This is a genomic window from Novosphingobium mangrovi, from assembly GCF_022818885.1.
Classification (GTDB): Bacteria; Pseudomonadota; Alphaproteobacteria; order Sphingomonadales; family Sphingomonadaceae; genus Novosphingobium; species Novosphingobium mangrovi.
Genome location: NZ_JALHAT010000008.1, coordinates 104,867 through 130,444, shown reverse-complemented (window position 1 = coordinate 130,444; position 25,578 = coordinate 104,867). Strand labels below are relative to the sequence as shown.

Annotated in this window: 20 protein-coding genes; 6 read left to right on the top strand and 14 right to left on the bottom strand. The window is 66.1% G+C overall.

All coding sequences use genetic code 11. The features are described from left to right. Positions 1-71: 71 nt before the first annotated feature. Together MTR65_RS07610 and MTR65_RS07605 are read right to left on the bottom strand one after the other, a co-directional pair. Positions 72-1,055: a ketopantoate reductase family protein gene (locus tag MTR65_RS07610; protein ID WP_243798758.1), complete on the bottom strand. Its 984-nt coding sequence runs from the start codon at positions 1,053-1,055 to the stop codon at positions 72-74. After that, positions 1,052-2,269, bottom strand: a complete 1,218-nt coding sequence (locus MTR65_RS07605; RefSeq protein ID WP_243798756.1) for an aromatic amino acid transaminase — start codon at positions 2,267-2,269, stop codon at positions 1,052-1,054. The genes MTR65_RS07610 and MTR65_RS07605 overlap by 4 nt, the downstream gene beginning before the upstream one ends. 206 nt (positions 2,270-2,475) lie before the next feature. Between MTR65_RS07605 and MTR65_RS07600 the strand changes: the two genes are divergently transcribed. Beyond that, entirely contained in the window at positions 2,476-2,952 is a 477-nt protein-coding gene (locus MTR65_RS07600; RefSeq protein ID WP_243798754.1) for an Lrp/AsnC family transcriptional regulator, read from the top strand. 37 nt (positions 2,953-2,989) lie between these two features. Here MTR65_RS07600 and MTR65_RS07595 read toward each other — a convergent pair whose 3' ends face one another. The 5 genes from MTR65_RS07595 to MTR65_RS07575 form a co-directional block, all read right to left on the bottom strand. Next, on the bottom strand, positions 2,990-4,180 hold the full coding sequence (locus MTR65_RS07595) for an ROK family protein (protein ID WP_243798752.1): 1,191 nt from the start codon (positions 4,178-4,180) through the stop codon (positions 2,990-2,992). A gap of 114 nt (positions 4,181-4,294) precedes the next feature. Further along, a complete protein-coding gene (locus MTR65_RS07590) occupies positions 4,295-5,521 on the bottom strand; it encodes a serine hydrolase domain-containing protein (protein WP_243798750.1) in 1,227 nt (408 codons plus the stop codon). Between the two features lie 160 nt (positions 5,522-5,681). Beyond that, the gene (locus MTR65_RS07585; protein ID WP_243798747.1) at positions 5,682-8,894 is read right to left on the bottom strand and encodes an amidohydrolase family protein; all 3,213 of its coding nucleotides are present in this window, start codon (positions 8,892-8,894) and stop codon (positions 5,682-5,684) included. Then, on the bottom strand, positions 8,891-10,048 hold the full coding sequence (locus MTR65_RS07580) for a PepSY-associated TM helix domain-containing protein (RefSeq protein ID WP_243798744.1): 1,158 nt from the start codon (positions 10,046-10,048) through the stop codon (positions 8,891-8,893). Before MTR65_RS07580 ends, MTR65_RS07585 begins: the two co-directional genes overlap by 4 nt. A 24-nt stretch (positions 10,049-10,072) precedes the next feature. After that, on the bottom strand, positions 10,073-10,711 hold the full coding sequence (locus MTR65_RS07575; protein ID WP_243798742.1) for an FMN-binding negative transcriptional regulator: 639 nt from the start codon (positions 10,709-10,711) through the stop codon (positions 10,073-10,075). A 184-nt stretch (positions 10,712-10,895) separates the two neighbouring features. On the opposite strand from MTR65_RS07575, the gene pdxR reads away from it, so the two are divergent. The 5 genes from pdxR to MTR65_RS07550 all read left to right on the top strand — a co-directional run bounded on the left by pdxR (position 10,896) and on the right by MTR65_RS07550 (position 18,020). Then, positions 10,896-12,383 (top strand): MocR-like pyridoxine biosynthesis transcription factor PdxR, encoded by a 1,488-nt coding sequence (gene pdxR, locus MTR65_RS07570; RefSeq protein ID WP_243798740.1) that lies wholly within the window; start codon positions 10,896-10,898, stop codon positions 12,381-12,383. Between the two features lie 111 nt (positions 12,384-12,494). Continuing rightward, positions 12,495-14,180: an amidohydrolase gene (locus MTR65_RS07565; RefSeq protein ID WP_243798737.1), complete on the top strand. Its 1,686-nt coding sequence runs from the start codon at positions 12,495-12,497 to the stop codon at positions 14,178-14,180. A gap of 149 nt (positions 14,181-14,329) precedes the next feature. Next, a complete protein-coding gene (locus MTR65_RS07560) occupies positions 14,330-16,486 on the top strand; it encodes a TonB-dependent receptor (RefSeq protein WP_243798735.1) in 2,157 nt (718 codons plus the stop codon). Between the two features lie 102 nt (positions 16,487-16,588). Then, the gene (locus tag MTR65_RS07555) at positions 16,589-17,542 is read left to right on the top strand and encodes an alpha/beta hydrolase (RefSeq protein ID WP_243798733.1); all 954 of its coding nucleotides are present in this window, start codon (positions 16,589-16,591) and stop codon (positions 17,540-17,542) included. A gap of 154 nt (positions 17,543-17,696) precedes the next feature. After that, positions 17,697-18,020 carry a hypothetical protein gene (locus tag MTR65_RS07550; RefSeq protein ID WP_243798731.1) on the top strand — a complete coding sequence of 108 codons (324 nt, stop codon included), beginning with the start codon at positions 17,697-17,699 and terminating at the stop codon, positions 18,018-18,020. Positions 18,021-18,092: 72 nt separating this feature from the next. Here MTR65_RS07550 and MTR65_RS07545 read toward each other — a convergent pair whose 3' ends face one another. The 7 genes from MTR65_RS07545 to MTR65_RS07515 form a co-directional block, all read right to left on the bottom strand. Beyond that, positions 18,093-18,323 carry a hypothetical protein gene (locus tag MTR65_RS07545; protein WP_243798729.1) on the bottom strand — a complete coding sequence of 77 codons (231 nt, stop codon included), beginning with the start codon at positions 18,321-18,323 and terminating at the stop codon, positions 18,093-18,095. Positions 18,324-18,390: 67 nt separating this feature from the next. Next, a complete protein-coding gene (locus MTR65_RS07540; RefSeq protein ID WP_226633606.1) occupies positions 18,391-18,654 on the bottom strand; it encodes a DksA/TraR family C4-type zinc finger protein in 264 nt (87 codons plus the stop codon). Between the two features lie 95 nt (positions 18,655-18,749). Beyond that, the gene (locus MTR65_RS07535) at positions 18,750-21,083 is read right to left on the bottom strand and encodes a TonB-dependent receptor (RefSeq protein ID WP_243798727.1); all 2,334 of its coding nucleotides are present in this window, start codon (positions 21,081-21,083) and stop codon (positions 18,750-18,752) included. Positions 21,084-21,229: 146 nt separating this feature from the next. After that, positions 21,230-22,099: an acyl-CoA thioesterase gene (locus MTR65_RS07530; RefSeq protein ID WP_327194323.1), complete on the bottom strand. Its 870-nt coding sequence runs from the start codon at positions 22,097-22,099 to the stop codon at positions 21,230-21,232. After that, the gene (locus MTR65_RS07525; protein WP_243798816.1) at positions 22,089-22,484 is read right to left on the bottom strand and encodes a MerR family transcriptional regulator; all 396 of its coding nucleotides are present in this window, start codon (positions 22,482-22,484) and stop codon (positions 22,089-22,091) included. The genes MTR65_RS07530 and MTR65_RS07525 overlap by 11 nt, the downstream gene beginning before the upstream one ends. 41 nt (positions 22,485-22,525) lie before the next feature. Continuing rightward, positions 22,526-24,235, bottom strand: a complete 1,710-nt coding sequence (locus MTR65_RS07520; RefSeq protein ID WP_243798725.1) for a long-chain-fatty-acid--CoA ligase — start codon at positions 24,233-24,235, stop codon at positions 22,526-22,528. Then, positions 24,235-25,533, bottom strand: coding sequence for an OmpP1/FadL family transporter (locus MTR65_RS07515; protein WP_243798721.1), 1,299 nt, complete (start codon positions 25,531-25,533; stop codon positions 24,235-24,237). Before MTR65_RS07515 ends, MTR65_RS07520 begins: the two co-directional genes overlap by 1 nt. Positions 25,534-25,578: the final 45 nt, after the last annotated feature.

Sequence of the window (25,578 nt, the reverse complement as noted above, 5' to 3'; positions counted from 1 at the left end):
TATCTGATAGGCAAAAGGCCCGCAGGAAGCGTTCTTCCTGCGGGCCTTTTTCATGTGGGGGCCGGAGCGGCTCAGGCGCGGGCGAGTTCGCGCTCGGAGAGGAAGCCGCAGATGTCGGCAACGGTCCGGGTGGTGTCCATTGCCACGCCTTCCTCGGCCGCGAGTTCGAGGGCGGAGTGGGCTATCGCGCCCATCTCCAGTTCTGCTCCGCGCGCATAGTCCTGCGCCATCGAGGTGTAATAGGCCCCCATCCGCCGCCCGATGGCGACCATCTCCTCGAGCGTCAGGCTGGGCTCGACGCCGAGCGCGCGGGCAAGCGCGATGCACTCCTCCAGCATAGGGATCGTGATGCGGGCCAGGTGGGGCGAGGTGAACTGTTCGCCCACGGTCGCGTTGGCGACTACCGAGAGCGGGTTGCTGGCGAGGTTGAGTGCGACCTTGGACCAGACCTCGCGGCGGATTTCGCGGGTCGGCTGGATGGCAATCGCACAGCCCTCGAACAGGGCGGCAAGAAGCGCTTCGGTCTTTGCGTGCGCATCCGCGATACTGCCCAGAACAAGGCGCTCACGCCCGTTCGAGGTGAGATCGCCGCTCACGCTGTCGAGCGCGCAGCCCACGTAGACAACGGCGCCGATGATGTGCGCGGGATCGAAGGCGTCCACCAGCGCACCTGCCGTATCGACACTGCGTACGGCGCGCGCGGTCTCGGGCTGGAAATACCACCAGGGCACGCCGTTCACGAGCGGGACGATGCGTGTGGTCGGGCCGATGAGCGGACGGATCTCCTCCAGCGAGGCAGCAATGGCCTGCGCCTTGAGTGCGAGGAAAACGACGTCCCAGCCCCCCTCCATCGCGGCCGTCTGCGCATCAAGCGCGGTGACGGGAATGGGCGGTAAGGCGGGATCGGCAAAGGTGATGCCCTGGCGTTCCAGCTGCGCGAGGCGGCGCCCCCGCGCGATCATGGTCGGGGCCTTGCCCGCGCTCTGGAGGCGCGCGGCGACAAGCGAGCCGACCGCGCCGCCACCGAAGATGCAGGTGCGCAGCGGGCGGCTCACAGCGCCATCTCCGGCTGCGGCGCGCGGCACGCAGAGGCAAGCCCCGCGATGAAATCGTCGACGCGCGCAAGCGGCAGTCCGGCAAGGTTCACGCGGCCATCGGGTGCGACATAGATCGCGCTCTCGTCCTTGAGCTTCTGCACGACGCGGTGACCGGCGCCGAGCAGGCAGAACATGCCCTTCTGATTGGCAAGTCCGGTAAGGCCGAGATCGCCCGCAAGGGGATGCACGGCGATAGCCTTGCGGGTCTGGACAAGGCGCGCGCGCATGGCGTCCAGTTCGCGCGTCCACAGGGCGGTCAGGTCCGCGCTCTCCAGCACCGTGCGCACGACGGCCGCGCCGTGGTCGGGCGGCATCGAGTATTCGCCGCGCGCCAGCGCCTTGGCCATGGCCATGGCCTTGGCAAGCGGGGCGGCCTGCGTGCCGGTCATCAGAAGCGCGCCGACCCGGTCGCGGTAGAGCCCGAAGGTCTTGTTGCACGAGACCGCGATCAGCGCCTCGGGCACCCGCTCGACGAGCGTGCGCACTCCGGCGGCGTCCTCTTCCAGGCCAAGCCCGAAGCCCTGGTAGGCAAGGTCGACGAGGGGGAAGAGGCCCTTGTCGGCCATGCGCATGGCGAGCGTGGCCCACTGCTGGGCCGTGAAGTCGATCCCCGTGGGATTGTGGCCGCAGCCCTGGAGCAGGATGGCATCGCCCGGCTCTGCGCGCTCTGCCATCTCCAACCATGCTGCGAAGTCGAGCGCAGTGCCCATGGCATCGGTGTGGTCGAACGTGCGGATGCGAAGCCCAGCTTCTTCGAAGACGGGAACGTGGTTGCCCCAGGTCGGCGTCGCCAGCCAGATCGTCGCCGGCCCGCCGCCGTGGGGGCGCGGATTGACCGCCAGCAGACGCGCGGCGAGGCGCAGCGCGCCGGTCCCGCCCACACTCTGCAGGCCCGCGACCTGGCAGCCGGAGTGCGCGCCCAGTACGAGATCGGCGATGCGCGCGCAGAATTGCACATCACCGGCTGGTCCGAGATAGGCCTTGCTGGCCTGGCCTGCGACAAGCTGCGCCTCGGCGGCTTTCACTGCCTCCATGACGGGTGTCTGCCCCTCTTCATCGCGGTAGACGCCGACCGAGAGGTCGAGGCGGTGGCGGCGCGGATCGGCGCGCACTTCGCCGATGAGGGCAAGCAGGGGATCGTCGGGTTGCAGGTCGAAGCGGTCGAAGAGCACGTCACATTCCGGTTGTTGGTGAAGCGGGGTGGAGAGCGTGCTTCTATCGGGAGGCGCGTGCGCTGGGTTTGCCTATTACGCGCGTTTTTCTGGAAATCTGCAACATAACACCGTAAAAGTTGATTTTGATGCATGTTTTGAGCGATCAGTGCTTTCGGGCTACACGTCCTGTGGCCCGTGTGTCGTGATCTGGAAGGGGAGTAACCATGGCGAAGGACCGGCTCGATTCCTTTGATCGGCGTATCCTGGAGATCCTGCAGTTGAACGGGGAACTGGGCCCCAGCGAACTGAGTAGCCGCATCCACCTCTCACCCTCGCAGTGCTCGCGCCGTCTCCAGCGGCTGCGCGAGGAAGGCTACATCCAGCGCACCGCAGCGATCCTCGATCCCGAGAAGCTGAACCTGGGGATCTCGGCCTATGTCTCGGTGCGGCTGCGCTCGCAGTCGACCGAGATCGTCAGCGCCTTTCGCGAGCGGGTGGAGGCGCTGCCCGAAGTGGTTTCGTGCGACTACACGACCGGCGAGATCGACTTCATGCTCAAGGTCCACACCCGCGATCTGGCGTCGTACAGCGAGTTCGTGAACGCCAAGCTCTTCGACGGCGATCTCATCGACAACATGCGCACCTTCGTCATCATGCAGCAGCTCAAGCGCACGACCAGCCTGACGCTTGACTACTGCTGAGACGGCCGGGCAGGGGTTGGATTGCTGGGCAGGGCGCTCAGTTCCAGTCGGGCAGGGGCTCGTCCTGGAACAGGCGTTCGGCCACCAGTGCGATGGCGCCAAGGCCATGGGTCGAGCGATCATCCTCGCATAAGGTGAGCGGGAAGTCTTCACCCAGGAAGCTGAGCAGGTTCTGGGAAAAGGCGTGGGTGAGGGCCGGACCGGCCAGCTCGATCCAGGCCGGTTCCTCGACGATGACCCGGACCGCGTCGGGATTGGACAGGTTGACGAGGTTGGCAAGCGAGAGGCCGAGCGCCGTACCGGCATCCTCGAACAGGGCGCGCGCCTTGTTTTCCCCGGCTCGGGCGCGCTCGGCGATCTCGGGAAAATGGGCCGCGAGCGCATGGACTTCGTCGTGGGAGGGCGCGGCCATGGCCGCATCGCGAAGCGCAATGCCTCCAACCGAGGCTACCGTGCCCAGGCAGCCGCTGCCACCGCACCAGCACGGGAGGCCTTCGGCCAGGCTGGTCTTCACATGGCCGAATTCCGGGTTCACTCCGCGCCCGCCCATGAGCACGGCCCCGTCGCGCGTGGTCGCAAGGCTGAGGTCGAGGCCGACTTGCAGGAAATGGCGAAGGCCTATGCCCTCTTCCGGGGTGCGCCAGCATTCCGCGCGGGCGATCACGTTGGCCTGATTGTCGATGAAGACGGGGATTCCCAGGCGGCGCTCCAGCATGTCCTGGATGGGCACCGCCTGTGGGATCGCAGGGGGCAGCCAGTGCAGGATGCCGGCAGCCGCCTGAACCGTTCCGAAGAAGCCGACCCCGGCAGCGTGCGGGCGCGGCAGGTCCCAGCGCAGGTTCGCCACCGTGCTGCGCAGGCACTCCGCGAGGGTGTCGGCCAGCGCGCCTCCGGCCAGCGCGGGGGGCAGGGGATAGTCTGCCTCTTCGAGGACGTCCCCCATGAGATTGGTGATCTGCACGTGCAGGCAACCGGAGGGATAGAGCAGCATGCCGGCCATTGTCGCGGCTTCGGAATTGATCGAGAGCGCGAGGCGCGGACGCCCCCGGCCTTCGGCGGGTTCGCGGATCTCGCGGACGATGCCATGGTCGACGAGCTCGCGGGTAATGTTCGAAATGGACCCCGCGGAAAGCCCGCTTTCCGTGACAAGCTCGACACGCGAGATGGCCTTGTGACGGCGAATGCAATTGAGGACGTGAAGTCGGCTGTTTACGGCAGATGAGGACACGACCAACGTCTTTCTGCATTGCGTTCATTATCTTGCCTAAATTTACATAAGCAATCGTTATCGGCAAGAATTAATATGACTAATAATGAGTAATCTAGTCTATTTTGATTATAATTAATATGATTTCGACTTGTATTTATTGTGGGTGGGCGTGTTTGCGGCGCACTCCGTGCCAGAGCCCAGTATGGCATTGGGCAGGGCCGCATCGTCCCAGTTCACGTACATCCCGCCGGTGCGCACGATGACCGTATCTGCCTCGCGCGAGATATAGACGCGCTGGCCGCCAAATCCGTCGAGATAGACCATGTCCCTGGCGAGAAAGGGGGCCGAATGGCGGGCCTGGAATGCAACATAGGGGCCATAGGAGCGCCCCTCGCCTTCGGGAGAGCCAAGCCAGGTCAGCCAGCCATAGTTGGCGTTGCGCGGGCTCGGCCTGGTCATCGCGTCGATCCAGCCGGTGGGAACGAGGCGCTTGCCGTGCCACATTCCCCGCTCCTTGATGAGGAGGCCAAGGCGCATCCAGTCGCGGGCCCGGGCGTAGATGGAGGGCGTGGCGTGCCCGCTGGCATCGCCTGCGATCAGCGCGTCAGCCGCGCCAAGCGGTTGCCACAGGCGGGTGGAGACGAAGCGGGCAAAGGGCTCCCCGCTCGCCCGGTGGATCGCCTCGATCAGCAAGGTGACGTTGACGGTATGGTAGTCGAAGGTGGAGCCCGGCGCATTGACCACCGGCAGCGCGAGCCCGGCCCCCACCGCGTCCTCGCCGCCGACGAGCGCGCTTGCTCCGGCGCTTCCCGGTGCGGGATGTTCCAGTCCGCTCGTCATCTCGAGCAGGTGTCGATAGGTGATTGCACGGTGGGCCGCCTCGTCCCACTCGGTCAGGACCTCCGACACCGGGGTGTCGACAGAGGCGATCACGCCTTCCTCGATGGCGATGCCCAGAGCCAGGGCGGTGAGCGTCTTGGCCATCGAGGCGGACCAGCTGCGCGCGTTTGCGGTGTGCGGAGCAAAATCGTTGGCGAGTTCGAGTTGCCCGTCCCGCCAGACCAGCAGGGCATCGGAATCGGTGCGCGCGGCGTAGTCGATGGCCGCGCAATAGCGCGTGGCGGCCGCGGAGCGCGTGGCCGCATCCGCCAAGGGAAGCCCTTTACGCTCCTTGGCTCCGGCAATCCCATAAAGCGCAGGATAGCCCGTGATCTGGCGCGCCGGATTGCCAGATGGCGGCGCCTCTTCCGGCGCGCTCGCGGCCGGGGCCATGGGGGCTACTGCCAGGGCCGCCGCAAGAGCGAGCGAGATGGGCCGTTTGGCGATCAGGCGCTGGGATGTGCGGCGCGCAGTTGGCATGCTGGTTCGACCCTCGCGAAATCCACCCCCAGAATGGCACGGGGGCGGGCCAAGCATAGGCCTAAACCCGCCCCTACGAAGACCCGGCGCGGCGTGCTTTCATGGAGTGAACAGGAGGAAGGTACCCACGCCAAAGGGAAGGGGGCGCTCGCGAACCGGGTCAGTGGTGCGTGTGGGCCGGAGGCATGGGAGTAGCGAGCCAGTTCTCGGTATCCAGACCTTCGAACCACGGGCGCGGCACCGGGCCGAGCCGAGGCCAGATCTCTTGGAGGTTCGCCGCATCATAGAGGAAGCCGCCCCGCATGACCGAGGCGATGTCGCGCGCCTTGGCAATGTCCGAGCGCGGATCGGCGTCGAGCACGAGAAGATCGGCCAATTTGCCGGGCTCGATCGTACCCAGATCGGACAGGCGCCCGATGGTCTGCGCCGAACCTGCCGTTGCTGCGTGCAGCACGGCCTTCGGGCTCATCCCGCCAAGGGCATGGGCTTCCATTTCCCAGTGATAGCCGATCCCCGGCATTTCTCCGTGCGAGCCGATGCCGACCAGTACGCCCGCATCTGCAAGGCGGACCAAGTCCTGCGCGATCACCGGGAAGCGCTCGCGCGAAAGGGGCTGGAAAGTCCGGCTCAGGGTAAGCCTCTGGCGGATCGCGTTGCCGGGCCAGTAATGGCGCATCTTGGCATCGACCACGGGGTCCTCGTGGGCGATGAACCAGTCCAGCGCCGGGCCTCCCGAATTGGTGATCGAAAGCGTGGTGTCGTAGCTTGTGCCCATCGCCTTCATCACCGCTATGAGGTCGTCCCCTAGCGGCGGGGCGGCCAGCGCGTGTTCGTTGCCGGCATAGCCATCGAGGATTTGCGTCAGATCCAGCTTGAGCGCGAGCGCCCCTTCGGTCGTGGCGAGGAGCTTCTGCTCGCGCGCGGCCATGGCCACCCACTGGCGCACTTCGCGATCGCCTGTGCGATACTCCTTGAGATTGGAGATGCGATAGCCGTCCGAATAGCGCTCCAGCACGCGTCGGGCATCGTCGAGCGAGCCAATGCGAACCTTGGAAAAGACCGCCGTACCCGTCGAGCGCAGGCGAGGTGCCAGCAGCAGCCCGGCATCGACCATCCCCTGGTATCCCATGTGGTCGATACTGAGCGTGGAGGGGTCGAAACTTGTCGTCACCCCGTAGGCCAACCGCGCGCGCAAGCCCCACATTTCGCTGGCCCAGTTGGTGCGGCGGATCTCGCCGATATGGTCGTGAACATCGATGAAGCCGGGCAGGATCGTCTTGCCGGTGACGTCACGCACCGTGGTCCCGGCGGGTATATCGAGCGTGCCGCCCGGGCCCACGGCCGCGATGCGGTCGCCCGTTACCAGGACATCGGCATTCTCGATCACCCGGTCACCGTGCGCCATCGTCAGGACCCTTGCCCCGCGCAGCAGGAGCGAGCCTTCGGGTTTTGCCCGTGGCAGCCGGGCGACCAGGCGCATTTCGGCAGATTGCGTGCCTTCGTCGGTGTCATAGCGGGTCCACTGGGTTCCCAGCACTGCATCGAGCCGATGCGGTCCCGTCCACTCGAACCAGTCCGCCCCCGACTCGGCAAGCGCCCGGGCCGGACTGTCCTTCGCCGTGAGGTCGACCTCGTGCGCAGGGTCGGCCGGACGCGGCAGGACGTAGAGCCTGTCACCGATGGTCGCGGCCAGCGTCGCCCCATCGGGGCTTATGCGCATGTCGTCGACCGGGGAATTTCCCTCCATGAAGTAGTAGGAGGGCCCGGTCACCCTTGCGACAGGCGCAGTGGCTCCCGTTGCAAGATCCACGCGCTCGAGCGCGCTCCCCGTATAGTAATAGGCGGCCCCGGCCTCCTGCGTGAATTGCGCATGCCCGCCGAAGTTGCCGTGCGCGATGATCTGCTCTGCGCCACTCGTGGGGTCGAGTGCGACAAGATCGCCTTCCCGCTCCATGCCGATCTCGAAATAGTTCTGACGGCGCTGGTCGGTCGGGGAACGCAGGGCCAGAATCCGGCGGCCATCGGGGGTGAAGACCGGGGCTCGGTAATAGGCCGGGGTTACATTCAGCTTGCGCGCGCCCGAACCGTCAGCGGACGACGTCCATACCGCACCACCCTCGGCTTCGGACCAGGTCACGAAGACGAGTCGCGTGCCATCCGGGCTCCAGGCCGGCTCGCTTGGCAGGTCGAGGTCGATGGGCAGGCGCCGTGCCTCCCCGCCCTCCAGGTCCTGCACCCAGAGCCCGCCAAGGGCGGCGAAGGCGATCTGCGTGCCATCGGGCGAGGTCATCGGCTCCATAGCCAGCCTGGATTCGACCGGGCCTGTCGGCTCGTGAATGGCAAAGCGGTTGGATGGGGCCAGCGCGATGCGTGCATCGATCGTGCGCGTCAGGACGCGTGCGGCGCTGCCATCTGTGGGCTGGCGGACGAACCGGCCATCCCGGCTGAGAAGCACGGCCGAGGCATCGGGGGTGAACGCCATGCCGGGCACCATGCCCTGCCAGGAGGAGGCCTGCATGGCATCGAGCTGTGTCGTGCCAAGCGCGCGATCCTCGCCCGTCGATAGATCGCGCAGGCGCAGCATCGACGTGCCCTCCCGGCGGGTCACGTAGGCCAGGTGCCTGCCGTCCGGCGCCATGCGCGGCGCAAAATAGGCATCCTCTCCGGTTCCGCGCCCGGAAGGGCCCGCGATGATCGTTTGCTCTTCGCCGGTCTGCAAATCGCGGCGCAGGATCGTCCAGCGCGTGGGAACGTCAAATTCGAGCCCGCCCACCCGGCGCGCGTAGTAGAGCCAGCGCCCGTCCGGCGAGGCCGAGGCATCGAGCGTGGAGTGCCAGGCGCTGCGCGGGGCGTCGGGGGAGGGCTTGATCGGCGCCAGCTGTTCCGGCGTGCCGTTCAGGGGAAAGCGCCAGAGTTCGTAATTGTTGAGATCAGGCCGGAAGCGGCTGGCGAAGACGGCGTCGCCGCTGGCGCTCCAGGTGGGCGAGACCATCACGGTCTCGTCGTCGAAATCCGAGATCACGCGCGCCTCCGAACCATCGGGATGCGCGATCCAGATGTTCTCCGAACCGTTGCGATCGCTGGTGAAGGTGATCCAGCGCCCGTCGGGGGAGAAGCGCGGCTGGCTGTCGAAGGCAAGCCCTTCGCTCACCTGGCTCGCCACGCCGCCTGTCGCGGGCATGGTGTACAGATCACCCATGACATCGAAGACGAGGGTGTGGCCATCTGGGGAGACATCGAGCGAGGACCAGGTCGTGCGATCGGGGCGCACCTCGAGCACCCGCTCCGGCGTGATCGGCAGGTCGGCCCGAACCGGGTTCGCGGCCAGTCCAACCCCGGCCAGCAGCAGCGCCCTTGCAATCCTGCGCGTCACGTCCTTGCTCCCTTGCGCGCGCGGCGCTGCACGAGGCGCCCCGGCCGTTTCTTCCACCACAGGTAGATCCCCGTCACGCACATCGCGAAGACCACGAGCCCCAGCACCACGATCGCCAGTTCGCTCGGTATCCCGGCGATGTGGCCGCTGTGCAGCGGATAGAGCCAGCGATACATCGCAAGGTTGGTGTTGCCGTGATAGGGATCGATGACTTCGGCCAGCTTCCCGCTCGCCCGGTCGAAATAGAGATAGATCGGTCCAAGATCGTTGTAGCTGAGCACACCGCTGTCGGTAAGGGTGACACCGATGCGGTCCTCTTCGCGGTCCCGGATCGCGGTCGCGGGCAACCAGCTCTCACCCATGCCCTGTGCGACGCGGCGCGCCTCGTCGAGCGCTCCTGTGAAATCAAGAGGTCCGCGGCCCTCGTCCTGTGGCAAGGCGATCTCCTGTTCGGGCACGAAGCGCTCGACAACGGGCGCATAGAGTTCGTTGAAGAAATTGAGGCACACCGAGGTGAAGGCCAGCACCGTGAGCGGGAGCAGCAGCCAGAGCCCCGACGCCCGGTGCAGGTCGAGCATCTGGCGCGAGAAGACACTCTTGAAGCTGAAGCGCCAGGTTCGCTTCCACTGCTTCCAGAAGGCGCCGCGCACGGGGAATGTCAGGTAGGCGCCGACGACATTGCTGATCAGCCATGCCAGCGCCATCACCCCCATGAACCAGCGCCCACAGGTGCCCAGCATCAAGGTATAATGCGCATCGTGCAGGAGTTCGGCCGCGCCGCGCCGGTTGAAGGCAGGGAGGGTCAGGCGACGGCCTTCAACCTCGCCACTCACCCGATCAAGGAAGACCTGATCAACCGGCTGCGCCCCCTTCGTGGGGTAGACCATGACCGGGATCCGCGCATCCGGTGCAACGGCCAGTGGAAACGAGCGCACCGTGAACTCGGGATGGTCCCGGGCGAAGCGATCGACGAGCGGAGCGACGTCCGGAGCCGAGGCTGCAGGCGCATCCCGAAACAGGTCCGCGTTGAGCCAGGCATCGAGCGGGCGCATGTAGACGAGCAGGCAACCGCTCAATGCCGCAAAACCGAGGAAGGCCAGTATCGCAAGGCCGGAATAGCGGTGCACCGCCATCCAGAAGTCTCGTGCTGTCATTCGCTTCGCCCCCACGAAACCTCCTTATTTCCGGCCCTTGCCCAGGTCGCCGCCTGGCCCCAGACGCGCGGCATTGAGGCTGCGGATCCAATCACGCAGCGCCGGATCCGGATGCCCGCTGGCAAGATTTTCTAGCACCTCGTCATCCTCGTCCTGCGCCAATTTGAATGTCGCGTCGAGCCCGGTCACCGTCACTTCGAAACCGATGATGGCGCCCAGCATCGCCTCGTAGCGCGCGCCCAGTTCCTCCGGAGCCCACGGTGCGCTGCGTCCGCCTTCGCAGTGCTCGACGAGCTGTGCGATCGCCGGGCCCGAGAGCGCCTCGTCGAAATGCACCTCGCCCTCGATCTGGAGCGTCGCGTAGTTCCAGGTCGGTCCCCAACTGCGCCGCCCACTGTGTTCGGGCGAGACATAGCCCTGGGGCCCGGTGAACAGGAAATGGGCCTGCGGATCGGCTTGCAGCAGCGCGTGGAGTTCACGCCGGCGCGACATGTGCCCGACAAGCCCGACAAGGTGTCCATCCGCGTCGTAGCGCCCGAGAAGCGGGAGCACGGTCGCGGTCGCGACGGGCGCTCCGGGTGAGAGCACCCAGGCCAGCGGATAGTCGGCAATGAGGCGGCGCACGTCCTCGCTCCCATAGTGGGCAAACTTGGGGTTCAGCATGACGCGCTCCGGCTGGCGGCGATCCGAACGGGGCGAACGCGCGCCGGATCTCCTTGGGGTTTCTTCGAGTTGTCAGGATGATCGCGAGCGCATGGTCCCTAGACAAGTACCAATTGGCGTTAATAACATGGTCCAATCCGAAAGGGCCTCCAACGCCCTTTCCTCGCTGCGAAGGTACCAAGCCATGTTACGACCCTGGCAGATATCGCTCGGCGCGCAGATCGACGCCGGGCGTAGCACGCCCATGTACATGCAGATCATCCATGCGCTGATCCGCGACATCGAGACCGGCCGGCTCACCTCAGGCACGTTCCTGCCCAGCAGCCGGGAACTTGCCAGCGCTCTTGGCGTCAACCGCAAGACCGTCGTCCTCGCCTACGAGGACCTCATTGCGCAAGGCTGGCTTTCCACCGAGGGAACGCGCGGAACGGTCGTGTCGCGCTCGCTGCCCAAGTCGCTTGGCCCGTTTGATCCCGGGCCCGTGCCCATGAGTGATCCCGCTACCAGGGCCGTTCCCCTCGACGATGAACCTCAGTACCGCTTCAGTCCGCCGCCCGAACGCCCGCTCGCACTTCCCGGCGGGGCGGGGATCAAGCTTGACGAAGGCGCCCCCGATGGTCGGCTCTTTCCCGCCGATCAGCTTGCCCGGGCCTATCGCTCCGCCGTCCAGCGGGCCTCGCGGGCGAACCGTCTGCAGTACCGCGACCCGCGCGGCACCGAGCGCCTGCGCGAACAGATCGCCGACATGCTGCGCTCGCAGCGCGGGCTGAACTTCACCGCCGACAACATCTGCATCACGCGCGGCAGCCAGAACGGGCTTTTCCTTGCGCTCCAGGTGCTGATTCACCCCGGCGATGCGGTGATCGTCGAGGAACTGACCTACGAGCCTGCCGTTGCCGCGATCCGCGCGCTTGGCGGCAAGGTCATTCCGGTCGGCATCGATGCGGACGGGATCGACATCGCGGAAATGGAAGCCGCCTGCCGCCGCCATTCGGTGCGCGCGGTCTTCCTCACGCCCCATCACCAGTTCCCGACGACAATTGCCATGCGTCCCGAACGGCGTCTGCAGGTGCTCGACATCGCCCGCCAGTTCGGGGTGGCCATCATCGAGGACGACTACGACCACGAATTCCACTTCCAGTCCCAACCGCTCCTGCCGATGGCGGGCTACGCACCAAGCCAGGTGCTCTATCTCGGCTCGATGTCCAAACTGCTGCTGCCAGCGCTACGCATCGGCTATCTTGCGGCCCCCAGGCCGGTCATCGAGGCCATCGCCCACCGTGTTTCGCTGACCGATGGCATGGGCAACACGATCACCGAGGAAACCTGTGCGGACCTGATCGAGAGCGGCGAGGTGCGCCGCCATGCTCGCAAGGCCTGGCGTATCTATGCCGAGCGCCGAAGTGCCTTTGCCAAGTTGCTGGAGAGCGAACTTGCTGGCCACGCGCAGTTCACCATGCCCGACGGGGGACTGGCTTTCTGGGTCCGCTTCGAGGGCAATCTCGAGGCCATCGAGGAGAGGGCTCTCGCCGCGGGTCTGCGCTTTGCCAGCCACCGCTCCTTCATGAGCCGCAACAGCGCCGAGAAGGGGCTCAGACTTGGCTTTGCCAGCCTCGATGCAACCGAAGCCGGGCTCGCCGTTGCAGCCCTTGCCCGCGCCGCGAAGGGCTGACCGGTCCAGCTGGACCCCGCAATTTGTGAAAACTTGGAACTTTGAGGCTCCAGAAAATCTGGCACACTCGGCAAAAATGCATCCAAGCCAGCTATTCGGGGCGCCCGCACGATGACCAGACTCGACCGCCGGACCTTACTCGCCCGCACAGCCACGGCGGGGGCACTTGCGGTCGGTCTGGATTGGACGACACAGTCCGCTCTGGCCACAAGCGGACCGGTCGACACGATATTCACCAATGCACGCATCTGGACCGGGGAAGGGCGCCGGGTCTTCACCGATGCCCTGGGCGTCGTGAACGGACGCGTCGCCGCCCTCGGCCGCGAAGCGGCACAGAGCCTTGCCAGTCCCCGAACCCGGCGGATCGACCTCGAAGGGGCGCTGGTCACCCCCGGGCTGACCGACTGTCATGTCCACTTCACCCTGGCCTCCGCCACCCTCGACCAGCCATCGCTGCGCACCGCGCGCAGCCGCGAAGCCTTCACCGCTATCCTCGCGGGGGCTGCGAAGGACGCCGCGCCCGGACAATGGCTCCAGGGGGGCAACTGGGACAACGACAGCTGGGGCGGCGGCCTGCCCACGCGCGACTGGATCGATGCCGTCACGCCGCATACACCCGTGGCGGTCGTCCGCTATGACTTGCACATGGTCCTGATGAACAGCGCCGCGCTTCAGGCGATCGGTATTGCCGATGGCCTGGCCGACATCCCGGGCGGCGTCGTTGTCCGGGATGCGGCAGGTCGTCTCACCGGCGTGTTCAAGGACGCAGCCAAGGACTTCGTGCTCGCGCGCATCCCTGTTCCCACCGAGGACGCCATCGACGCCGCCAACCGCAAGGGGATCGCGCTCGGTCTCTCGAAAGGCATCACCCAGGTCCACGAGCCCGGCATCAGCTGGGATACGTTCCACTCGGCCCGGCGCATGAAGGCCGCAGGTGGGCTCGACATGCGTTTCTATGCCATGACCCCGCTCTCCGATTGGGCAAAGCTTGCCGCAATCGTCGCCGAGGAAGGTCGCGGGGATACGCTGGTACGCTGGGGCGGCTGCAAGGTTGTCTTCGACGGCTCGCTCGGATCGCGCACCGCGCTGTTCTACGCCCCTTATTTCGATGATCCCTCGACCCGGGGCATCACGGTCACCGACGAGGCGGATATGCGCCGCTGGTTCCGCGAGGCGGACAAGGCCGGATTCCAGTTGTCCGCCCATGCCATCGGCGATGAAGCCAACGACATCGTCCTCGCGATGCTGGCCGATACCGCTACGGCGAATGGTCCGCGCGACCGGCGCAGCCGCATCGAACACGCCCAGCACCTTTCGCCCGGCGCCATTGGACGTTTTGCCGAACAGGGTGTCATCGCGTCGGTCCAGCCCTACCACGCCATCGACGATGGTCGCTGGGCGGTGCGCCGGATCGGTACGAAGCGCCTCGAGACGACCTATGCCTTCCAATCGCTGCTCGCGAGCGGGGCGCGGGTATGTTTCGGTTCGGACTGGCCCGTGGCTCCGCTGGACCCGTTGACCGGCCTGAAAGCGGCAACCCTTCGCGAAACGCTCGACGGCAAGAATCCCGATGGCTGGTTCCCACGCCAGCGTATGGACATCCACGATGCCCTCCTGTGCTACGGCAAGGGAGCGGGATGGGCCGGTGGCAGTGAACAGGACACCGGGTCTCTCGCCCCCGGGCGGCTCGCCGATTTCGTGGTCTGGGACAGTGATCTGACCACGATGCCCCTGGAAAAGCTCGACACGGCAAGGGTCCTTGGCACCTGGCTGGAGGGCCGTCAGGTCTACGGCTGAGCGCCTTGGCCCCTTGAAGTACGTAGAATTGGATGTTTTGCAGGGACTAGAGGGGCCGCACTCTTCGCAACACAACGGGACTTCAGGGGCATGTCCCGGGCATAACCAGTTTGCACCTTAGGGGGGTGCTCTTAGTGAGGGATCAAACAATGCCGACCAAATCCACGCGCCTTCGCCTGAGCCGCACGAGCCGTGCCAGCGCGAGCTCGCTCGTCCTTGCGGCCGCGCTTGCCGCGCTCACCACGCCCGCCTTTGCGCAGGACAGCCGGACGACGCAGGAAATCGTCGTCACCGCGCAGCGTGAGAACGCCACGCACGTCGGGAACGGCGGCTCTGCCGGTGTCCTGGGCGACAAGGCCGCCGAGGACCTGCCTTTCAACGTGCGCAGCTTCGACGAGACCTTGATCCTCAACCAGCAGCCGCGCTCGCTGGGCGAAGTGCTCGAGAATGATCCCACCGTGCGTACCACGTACGGCTACGGGAACGCGGCCGAGAGCTTCATCATTCGCGGCTTCGAACTCTACGGCGACGATGTGGGCCTCAACGGCCTGTACGGCATCACCCCGCGCCAGCTGATCGCGCCCGAACTCTTCGAACAGGTGCAGGTCCTCAATGGCTCCTCGGCCTTCCTCAATGGCGCCGCGCCGGGCGGTTCGGGGCTGGGCGGCAGCGTCAACCTGCTGCTCAAGCATGCAGGTGACCAGGACCTCAACCGGGCGACCCTTGGCTACACCTCGGACGCGCATTTCGGCGGCAGCTTCGACGTCTCGCGCCGCTTCGGCAACTTCGGCATCCGCATCAACGGCAACTACCAGGACGGCCAGACCGGCATCGACCGCGAGGACCGCAAGACCCAGGTCCTGGGCGTCGGCCTTGACTGGGATTCAGGCCCTGTGCGCATGAGCCTCGATGTCGCCTACCAGAAGGTGCGCGTCGATCACCTGCGCCCGAAGCTCACGCTGTCCACCAGCGAACTGCCCGAGATTCCCTCGGCCAGCTACAACTTCGCTCAGGACTACACCTATACCGACCTGCGCGACGTCTTTGGCGTCTTCAATTTCGAGTACGACTTTGCGCCCAACGCCACGATGTGGGTCAAGGCCGGTGCTCGTGACGGTTCGGAAGAGGGCATCTACGGCGGCTTCAACCTCTACGACGCCCAGACCGGTGACGGCTACCTGACCGCGCTTTACGTCCCGCGCACCGACAACAACGAGGCGGTCGAAACCGGTGCGCGCGTCACGCTCGGCAGCGCAATCACGCAGGAGATTGTGATCGGCGCCAATGCCAGCTGGCAGGTCAACCGCAACGCCTACGATTTCCGCTATGGCACCGACTTCACGGGCGTCGCCAGCAACTATTACGATGCCGTGCAGATCGATCTGCCGGACTCGGTCTATGTCGGCGGCGACCTCGACGATCCCTATCCCATCTCGAAAATCAACACCTTCTCGACCTTCGCCTCGGACACGGTGGGCTTCTGGGACGACCGCATTCTCGTCACCGGCGGCCTGCGCCTCCAGAAGCTGGAAACGAAGAGTTACTCGGCCTTCGGTGGCGAGCTCACAGGGACCCAGGAGCTCAACAAGATCACCCCGGTCGCCGGTCTCGTGGTGAAGCCCGTCGCGGGTCTTTCGCTCTACGCAAACCGGATCGAATCGCTGCAGCAGGGCCCGACTGCGGGCTTCGGCGCCAGCAACTTCGGCGAGGTCTTCCCGCCCTACGTCTCGACCCAGTACGAAGTGGGCGGCAAGCTGCAGATCGGAGCGATGTTTGCCAGCCTCGCCTGGTACCAGATCGACAAGCCCTACGGTTACACCGACGTCGATACGCTGGTCTACGCGATCGCCGGAACGCAGCGTAACCAGGGCGTGGAATTCACCCTCAACGGCGAAATCCTGCCCGGCCTGCGCCTGATCTCGGGCGTCAGCCACGTGGACGCCAAGCTTCTGGAATCCACCGATCCCAGCGCCGGAACCACGCCCAAGGGCGTGCCCGACTGGACCGCGAACGCCAATGTCGAATGGGACACGCCGCTGCCCGGCTTCACCCTGACTGGCCGCGTGACCTACACCGGCAAGCAGTGGGTCGATGTGGCGAACACGTTCAAGCTCCCGAGCTGGACCATCTTCAACGCGGGCGCACGCTACGTCTTCGCGGCGGGCGAGGTCCCCGTCACCCTGCGCTTCAACGTCGATAACATTGCCGACAAGGCGTACTGGGCCTCGGCCTACGACAGCTTCTCGTCCGCTGTCCTCCAGGGCCAGCCCCGTACCTTCAAGGCGTCGATCTCCGCCGACTTCTGATCGACCTGTCCCTCAAGCAGCGAGGCCGGTTTCCACACGGGCCTCGCTCCCTTTGTACAGGACTTGCCATCTCCTCGACCTCCACCGCCAAGGACACTTCCAATGCCCGCCACCTTCTTCCAGGACGACGATGTCGATCCCGAGATCCGCGACTGGCTCTCGCAGATGTTCGCGGCATCGGCCGCCTTGGGATCGCGACCGGGCCTGGAGGTCGCGCAGATGCGCGCCATTGCCGAGCGGCAGCGTGAACCCTGGCGTCGTGCAGGTCCCGTGATGTACGCCAGCGAAGAACTGCACGTCGGCCCCCATGCGCTGCGCGTGCGCATCCACCGTCCGGTGGCGGAGGATGTCCTGCCTGTTCTTGTCTATCTTCATGGAGGTGGCTGGTCGCTCTTCAGCATCGACACTCACGACCGGCTGATGCGCGAGTACGCCGCGCGCGCCGGGATTGCCGTGCTCGGCCTCGATTACAGGCTGGCCCCGGAAAATCCTTTCCCCGCCGCGATTGAGGACGTCGCCGAGGTTCTCGCCTGGCTCGATACGGAAGGGCCTGCCCACGGTCTTGACCCTGTCCGCTACGCGCTTGGCGGAGATAGCGCCGGTGCCAACCTGGCCTTGTGTGGAACGCTCGAACGCCGCGCTGCCGGCAAGCCGCTCCCGCGCGCGATGCTCCTCAACTACGGCGCCTTCGACCGTGCCGAGCGCCCCAGCTACGAACGCTACGGCGATGGCGAACGCTACATGCTCACCGCCCCGGAAATGGCCGATTTCTGGACCACCTATCTGGGCGCGGGAGCCGTTCAGGACCCACGCGCCCTCCCTATGCTAGCCGATCTTGGCAGGCTGGCTCCGGCCTGGCTGTGCATCGCGCAATGCGACGTCCTGCTGGACGAAAACCTGGAAATGGCCCGAAGGCTCGCCGAAGCCGGAAACCCCGTGGAAAGCCGTGTCTACGAAGGCGCGACCCACAGCTTTCTCGAAGCGGTCGCGGCCTCTTCCCTCGCCGACCGCGCGATTGCCGAGGCTTCGGAATGGCTCGCCAAGCGGCTGAAATAGAGCTGGCACCTGCGGGCCTGGGCCGGTAGGCGAATGTCGGGTCTTGGCAACCGCCCGTAGGATATCTGCCGCTCCGACAAAGCGCCCATTGTGGGCATGTAGCGTAGTGCAAGGTTGGCATTGCCTCCCTTGGCACTCACCGTATATTGCCACGATGAGCTTTTCGCGCCCGATAGAACTGCCTCGTTGGCCCGAATTTTTGTGCTTCGCAATCGCCATATGCACTGCAATTGCCGCCCTTGCCTATCTCTTCGATGCTCATTTTAGAGGCTTGATCAAACTTCGAGACTTGCCGGTTTATTGGTTGGGCTTTTTAGTCGGCGCCATCCCGATCGTGGTCTGCGGCATGTTCTTGCGCCGTCGGCGTCTCAGCAAAACGGCGGCACGGCTAGAATACGACCGAGTTTTGGCTTTCGGCTCTGCAGAGGGCAGTTGGCAGCTTTCCGTTGATCACGAAGGCGGCTTCAATGACGACTAACGTGGCTGCTGAAGGTCGTGAACGGGCGCAAAGCAGCCTCTTTCTAGCTGGTGCCGCAGTCCTGCGCTGCGCTTAGCCGGCTTCCACGAAGGCGCATTCAAGCCGCACTTCGTCGAGCAGGCTTTCGATGGCGGCGCGATGGGCATCGGTGCCACCAGGCCTGACTTCCCAGTTGCAATGCGGGTGCGTCTTTCTGTCGCGCACAATGACCTTCCCGACGGCTCGGCGCCAGGTCTGGGTGGTGCCGCCATTTTGGCGGACGAGGCGTGTTATCAGCAGGTGTTCGAGATCGGATGCCGTCATGCCCGCCGCATAGCTGTTCGTGGCGGCTATTCCAACACGGGTGCGCGCAGGCGCTCGGGCGCTGGCGTCAGCGCAATTGGCTGTCCTTGCTGCCGCGCCGGTTGATGCGGGAATGGGCGATCGTCTTGTCGCGTTGTCCCTGGCAGGCGACGCAGGTGCGCACGCCCGGCAGGGCTTCGCGCCGACGGGGAGGAATGGCCTCGCCGCATTCTTCGCAGTATTCGAGCCCCTCGCCAGCGGGCATCCGGGCGCGGGCGCCGCGCACCGCGTCGCTTACCGTGTCATCAATCTGATCCTGCACCGCGCCATCGCGCGACCATCCACCGGCCATATCCATTCCCATTCGTATCGTGAGTTAGGACGTGGGGACCCGATGCGGGCGATTCAATACATGGGATGCCCAGGCCGCGCGGCAGGGCGTGGGCGTCAGAAACGGGCGCGCAGGCCCAGGGTCCAGCGGCGGGGCGCGCCGGGGCCATAGGCGCGCGGGTCCGAGGCATCCGGGGCTTCGGCAAGGTCGACCTCGTCGACTTCGCTGAACGTGCCGAAGGTGGCGTAGTCGCTGTCAAGCAGGTTGCGCACGTTGGCAAAGAGCGAGAGGCCCGGGACCACTTCCAGGCTGGCGCGCAGGTGGACCAGGACATAGCCGGGGACACGCGGCGTGAGGTTGGCCTCGTCGCCCACCAGTCCCTGACCCGAACGGGCAAGGACATCGCCGCCGACCGAGAAGGTCCGGCTGCCCAATGCGCCTTCGTAGTCGGCGCTGAGCGTGGCGCCGTGACGCGCGATGCCGGGGAGGCGATCTCCGGGGCGGACCTCGATCTGGCCGTCTTCGTTGGCGAGGGGATGCGAGGGGCTGGACACGGCAAGCGCCTGGCGGAAGGTCGCGTCGGTAAAGGCATACCCGGCTGCGATGCGCCAGCCGCCGTTCTGCGCCTTCAGCGTCAGTTCCAGGCCCTGGCGGCGGGTCGAGCCCATGTTGCGGAAGTAGGCCCGGCCGCGCACCTCCGAGGCGACGTACTGGATGTCGTCGGTGTTGGTGGTACGCCAGCCGCTCGCCAGCCAGTCGAGGGTCCATCCGCCCTGCGCGATCTGGCCCGCCGCGCCCACCTCGAAGGTCTTGGCAACGACCTGCTTCAAGGGCGGGTCGGCGACGAAGAAGTTGGTGAGGCTGCACGGCGCGTCCTCGTCCGCGCAGGAAAGTTCGGCCGGGGTGGGCGTGCGGTTGGTCTCGGTGTAGCCCGCGCGCAGGGTGAGGGTGGGGGCCACGCGCCAGTCGAACTCGATCCCCGGGTTGAGGCGGGAGAAGTGGTGCGTGCCGTTTAGTGCGGTGCCGATACCGTCGATCAGCTCGATCCGGGCGCGGTTGTAGCGAAGGCCGATCTCGGCGCGCAAGCTGTCGGTAAGCGGCAGGCTGTCGGCGAGGAATAGGCCCCAGTAGCGGGTCGTGGCGGTGAGGCGAATAGGCGCGATGGCGCCGTCCTCCTGCACGATCTGGACGCCCAATCCCTCGACGCTGCGATCCTCGGTCAGGAGGCCGAGGGTGGTGTCCGCGCCAAAGGTGCTGGTGCTGGTGTCGTAGCTGAAGCCGAGCGCGAGGTGGTTCTCGCCTGTCCAAAAGGCGCGCTCGTCGATGATCTGGGCCAGCACGCCCATCGAGCGGGTATGGACATTGCCCCGGTTGAGAACACCATAGCCATCAACGCCCGGCACGGCAGAGATCGGCTGGCCGGCAGGGTCGGTCAGGACCCAGCTTTCCTCACCCCCATCATCGTCATCGTCGTCGTCATCGCCTCCCGCGCCTTCGAGGCAGAGCAGGGCCTCGTCGTCCTCGCACGGCTCGATGTCGGCGACATCGCCGTTGAGGGTCGAGACCTTGAGGCGCTGGCGATAGGCCGTGGCCTCGATGCGCGTTTCGGCGCCGAGGGCGACCCAGGGGTGGACGCTGATCCGGCCATAGCGGCTTTGCGAATTGTCCGGCCAGCTGAAGACAGAGCGGCGGCGCGCGGCGAGCAATTCGACAGGCGCCACGCCGTTGCCGGTGAGGTCGGTGTCGGCTGCGATGAATTTCACATGGACGCCCGCATCCGCGCCATCAAGGCCGAGGTCCGCGTAGCCGTTGACAAGATCGGACGGGCTGAAATCGCGCCAGCCACGCTCACGCCGGGACTGGAAGGCGCCGAAGTAGCTGAAGACGCCGGTTTTGCCCCCGGCCGAGAGGCTGACCGTGCGTTCGCCAAAGCTGCCGGCGGCAAGCGAGGCGTCCATACCCGGATCGGTGCGTCCGGTCGCGGTCTGCAGCACCATCGTGCCACCCAGTGCGTTGAGGCCGTAGGCGGGGCTGGGGTCGGCCAGCGTGACGCTGCGGATCGCGGCGTCCGGGATGAGGTCGAAGCCGACCGTATCGCCGAAGGGCTGGTTGAAGCGGGCGCCGTCCAAGTAGACCGCGATGCCCTGCGCCTGGCCCTGGAGCGGGGAGGCGACGAAGCCGCGGTAGACGAGATTGGGCTGCCAGGGATTGCCCTGCGCGTCCTGCAGGCTGGCGCCGGGCAGGGTGCGGGTGAGCGCGCCCAGAAGGTCCGGCGTACCGTTGCGGGTAATGTCGTCCGCGTCGAGCTGGATGGCATCGTCGAGATCGAACCGTCCGCCGGGCGCGGTGACGACGATGGTCGGGGCCTCATCGCCATAAGTCTGGGCAAGGGCTGCGGTGGCGAAGTTCGCGCACCACAGGCTCGCCGCGATCGCGGAGCATCTGCGCATGATCCTTGATCTCTCCCTGGATCGAATTCGTGGGGAGAGCCTAGGAAGGCGCGCGCGATCCTCGCAATTGGACCTAGGACCAATCTGGAGCGATATGTGGGGGCCGCAGTAGCCTTGCGCAGATTAGTCGTGCCGCCGCAGGGACTTCAGCCCTCGACCGGGCGGATGAGACCTTCCTGCGTGGCGCTGGCGACAAGCGTGCCCTTGCGGTCGAACAGGGCGCCGCGCGCATAGCCGCGGGCGTGCCCGGCCCAGGGGCTGTCCATGGTGTAGAGCAGCCAGTCGTCGACGTCAGGATCGGTGTGGAACCACATGGCGTGGTCCAGGCTCGCGGCCTGGAGGCGGGGCGAGAAGAATTGCGTTGGGTGCGGCAGCGAGGTCGTGCGCAGCAGCGCGAAGTCGCTGATATAGGCCAGCAGCACGCGCTGCAGCGCCGGGTCGGCTTGCATCGGGCTTGCCATGCGCACCCAGTAGTGCTGCGCGGGCAGGGCCTCGTCCTCGCCCGAGCCACTGACTTCCGGCGCGACACGTACCTCGAAGGCGGCGAGCTTGACCAGCGAGCCCGACGAGATCGCCTGTCCGCTGGCGGCGAGGGCCGTCACCAGATCGGGGCAGTCCTCGGGCGCGGGCAGCTCGGGCATGGTCTGGGCGTGCGCGAAACCTGCCTCGGCGCGGTGGAAGGAACTGGCAAGGTTCAGGATCGGGCGCCCGTCCTGGATGGCAACGACGCGGCGGTGCGTGAAGCTGCCGCCGTCATAGTCGCGCAAGGTGCGGTAGATGATGGGCTTGCGCACGTCGCCTGCGCGCAGGAAGTAGGCGTGGAGCGAATGGCACTGGCGGCCGTCTTCCACGCTGTGGGCGGCGGCGCGCAGGGCCTGGGCCACCACCTGGCCGCCGAAGACGCGGCCCGGCTCTGTGTCGCTGGCCGGAACGCGGTAGAGGTCGGTGTCGAGCCGCTCGATGGTGAGCAGGTCGCCCAGCGCTGCCACGGCAAGGGACGAGGGGTTATCCAGCATCGTCGGTCTCCGTGTCCGGTCGGGCCCTGGTAATCCAGTCGCTGGCTTCCGCTTCGATCGCGACGAGTTCGCCCAGCGTCTGTTCGATCGCCTTCTTCTGCTTGCGCAGGTCCTTGATGCGCTCCTGCACTTTCTGGCGCAGGTTGCGCATCTGCTCGACGTGTTCGGGATCGACTTCGTAGAGGTCTAGGAATTCCTTGATCTCACGGATCGTGAAGCCCAGCCGCTTGCCGCGCAGGATGAGCTGCATGCGTCCGATCTCGCGCCGCGAATAGATGCGCATGGTGCCCGCACGCTGGGGCGAGATCAGGCCCTTGTCCTCGTAGAAGCGCAAGGTGCGCATGGTGACGCCCAGCTGGCTGGCCGCCTCCTGGATGCCGAGCATGTCGGGGGCGGGATCGCCGCCGGGCTGCGGCTCCAGCGCGTTCACGCAGCCTCCCCGGTTTCGCCACGGCGCGCCTTTTCCTCGGCGACGAGCTCCTTCTTGGAAAGCTTGCCGACAAGGGTCTTGGGCAGGGAGTCTCGAAATTCGATCGCGGAGGGCATCTCGATCTTGTTAAGCCGTTCGCGCAGGAATTCCAACAGTTCCTCGTCCGAAAGCGTGTCACCGGGATGCAGCGCGACGAAGGCCTTGGGGGCCTGCCCGCGATAGGGGTGAGGGATGCCGATCACGGCGGCCTCGTTCACCATCGGGTGCTCGTAGATCGCCTCCTCGATGATGCGCGGGTAGACGTTGTAGCCTCCGCACAGGATCACGTCCTTGATGCGGTCGACAAGGAACAGGTAGCCGTCCTCATCGACATAGCCAATGTCGCCGGTGCGCAGCGCGCCGTGGGTGAAGGTCTTTTCGCTTTCCTCCGGGCGGTTCCAGTAGCCGGACATGACCTGGGGGCCGCGTGCGCAGACTTCGCCCTTTTCGCCGATACCGCAGATCCGCTCCAGATTGTCGGGATCGCGGATTTCGATGGTCGTGCCGGGGAAGGCGGGCCCGCACGAGTTGTCCTTGACCTCACCCTCGAGCGGGTTGCAGGTTATGATCGGGCTGGCTTCGGAAAGGCCATAGCCTTCCACCACGCGAACGCCAGTGCGTTCCTCGAAGGTGTGGCGCACTTCCAGCGGCAGCGGCGCGCCGCCCGAGATGCACACCCGCACGCTGGAAAAGGCGCCGTGGGTCTCCTCGCCGTTCAATGCGGTGTAGAGCGTGGGCACCCCGAAGAACTGCGTTGGCTTGGTGCGCAGCGCGGTCTTGAGGAAGGACTTCATCTCGAAGCGCGGCAGGAGGATCATCTCGGCCGCGGTGTCGATGGAGTAGTTGAGCACCGTCGTCAGCGCAAAGACATGGAAGAGCGGAAGGACGCCCAGCGTGCGCTCCTGCGTCTCGGGCATGTGGCCCACGTGGGCGAGCATCTGCGCCGAATTTGCGGTGAGGTTCGCGTGGGTGAGCATTGCGCCCTTGGGCACGCCGGTGGTGCCGCCGGTGTACTGCAGGACGGCGAGGTCATCGGGATCGCGGGCGACGGGATCGGGCGCGACGCGGCGCGCGACAAGATCGTCGTAGGCGATGAAGCGCAGGTCATGTTCGGGGAAGGGCACGATGTCGCCGCGCTTGAAGAGCAGGAACGCGCCGCGCTTGAGCGAAGGCAGGGCATCGGCAAAGGAACACACGACGACGCGCTTCAGCTGGTGCTTGCCCAGAAGGTCCGCGACCTTGGGCATGGAGACCTGCAGGTCGGCGGTGACAAGGATCTCGCAGCCCGAATCCTCGACAAGGTGCGCCATCTCGCGCTCGGTATAGAGCGGGTTGAAGTTCACCACCACGCCGCCCACGCGCAGGATCGCGAAATAGAGGATCACGTAATAGGGCGTGTTGGGCAGGCACAGGCCGACCCGGGTGCCCTTGACGACGCCCAGGTCCTGCAAGCCGCGCGCCGCACGCTGCGCGCGTTCGCCGATCTCCTCGTAGGTCCATTTGCGGCCCATGAAGTCGACGGCGTGCCAGTCCCCGTGGACCTCGACAGCGTGGTCGAGCAGGTCGGTCAGCAGGCGCGGCGCGATGGGGGGCATCTCGTCCGCCGCGGGGAGGGAGGAAGTCTCTGCCAGGCGGTCCATGCCGCCCATCTGCGCCGCGCGTGTCATCAGAAGGTCATCCTTGCGCCAAGAGAGAAGACGAGGGCGGAGGCATCGGTCAAGGTGCCGTCCACCAGGATCGGGGTCTGTACGGGTGTTCCCGCGTAAGAGGCCGTGGTGCGGTCGATCGGCGCGTCCTCGAAGCTGATGTACGAGGCGGCGAAGTCCACCGTCAGGTTGCGCGTGGCCGCGTAGCTGGCACCGGCCGAGAAGTTCAGGCGGTCGCTGTCGGGCACGCGCGCATCGCGGTGGCCATCGCGCGTGGGCGTCTGCCCGTACTGGACGCCGCCGCGCACGGTGAGCTTGGGGTTGAGGGTATAGTCGAAACCGCCAGCCAGGCTCCAGATGTCGCGGTAGCCTTCGGGGATCGAGGTGTTGATGGGTGCGCCCAGGTCAATCGAGTCGAACTCGCTCCAGCCCACACGCACCGCCTGGAAGTTGAGCGTGAGATCGGGCGTCGCGCGGTAGCGAACCGAACCGATCGCCTGCCAGGGCGTGGAGAAAGTCGCGCTGGTCGCCACTTCCATGTTCTGGCCAGCGAGCGGCCCCAGCAGTCCCGAATTGGTGAGCGTGCCGTCGAGCTTGTGCTTGATCGCCGACTTGTAGGCGAGGCCGAGCGAGACAGGGCCGCGGTGCATCTGTGCGCCGACCGACCAGCCGGTGTTCCAGCCATCGCCCTTGAGGCGCTGGTGTCCATCGGGAAGCGCGGCGGAGAGGTTGGGCAGGTAGTTCGACAGTTCGGCCTTGGCGTGCTGGACGTTGAGGCCCGCGCCCAGGTGAATGCCCGGCGCCAGTTCGACCGCGATGGTCGGCTGGATGTCGATGGTGCGCAGCTCGGTCTTGTCGGCGGTGTAGCGCGCCCAGCTGTCTTCCGAATAATCGGTGGTGAAGTTGTAGGGGGCGCTGACCGCAAGGCCGAAGGCGAACTTGCCAAAGCCATAGGCAATCGCGCCAGACGGCAGGACGCCGGTATTGATCGGGTCCTTGGCGACCGGATCGCCGCCAACCGGGGCCGGCGCGGTGCCGGGGCGCACGATCAGCGTGTTCTCATCGCGCACCTTGCCGCGCGGCAGGATGGCGCTGGCGTGGAGCGAGGCTTCGCCCCCTTCCATCCCGGCAATGGAAGCCGGGTTCCACCAGATGGATTCGACGCCCGTGTCGGCCGCTTCGCCTGAAAACGCGCGGCCCTGTGCGCGCACCGACTGCTCCTGAAGATAGAAACCTTGCGCATGGGCCGTGTGTGCTGCGCCCAGAGCGCCCAGCGATACCGCCGTGCAAAGGGCGACCCGCCCTGTCATTCGTGTCATGTGTCTTCTCTCCCAAGAAGGATATTTTGTTGTCGTAAGACGTTA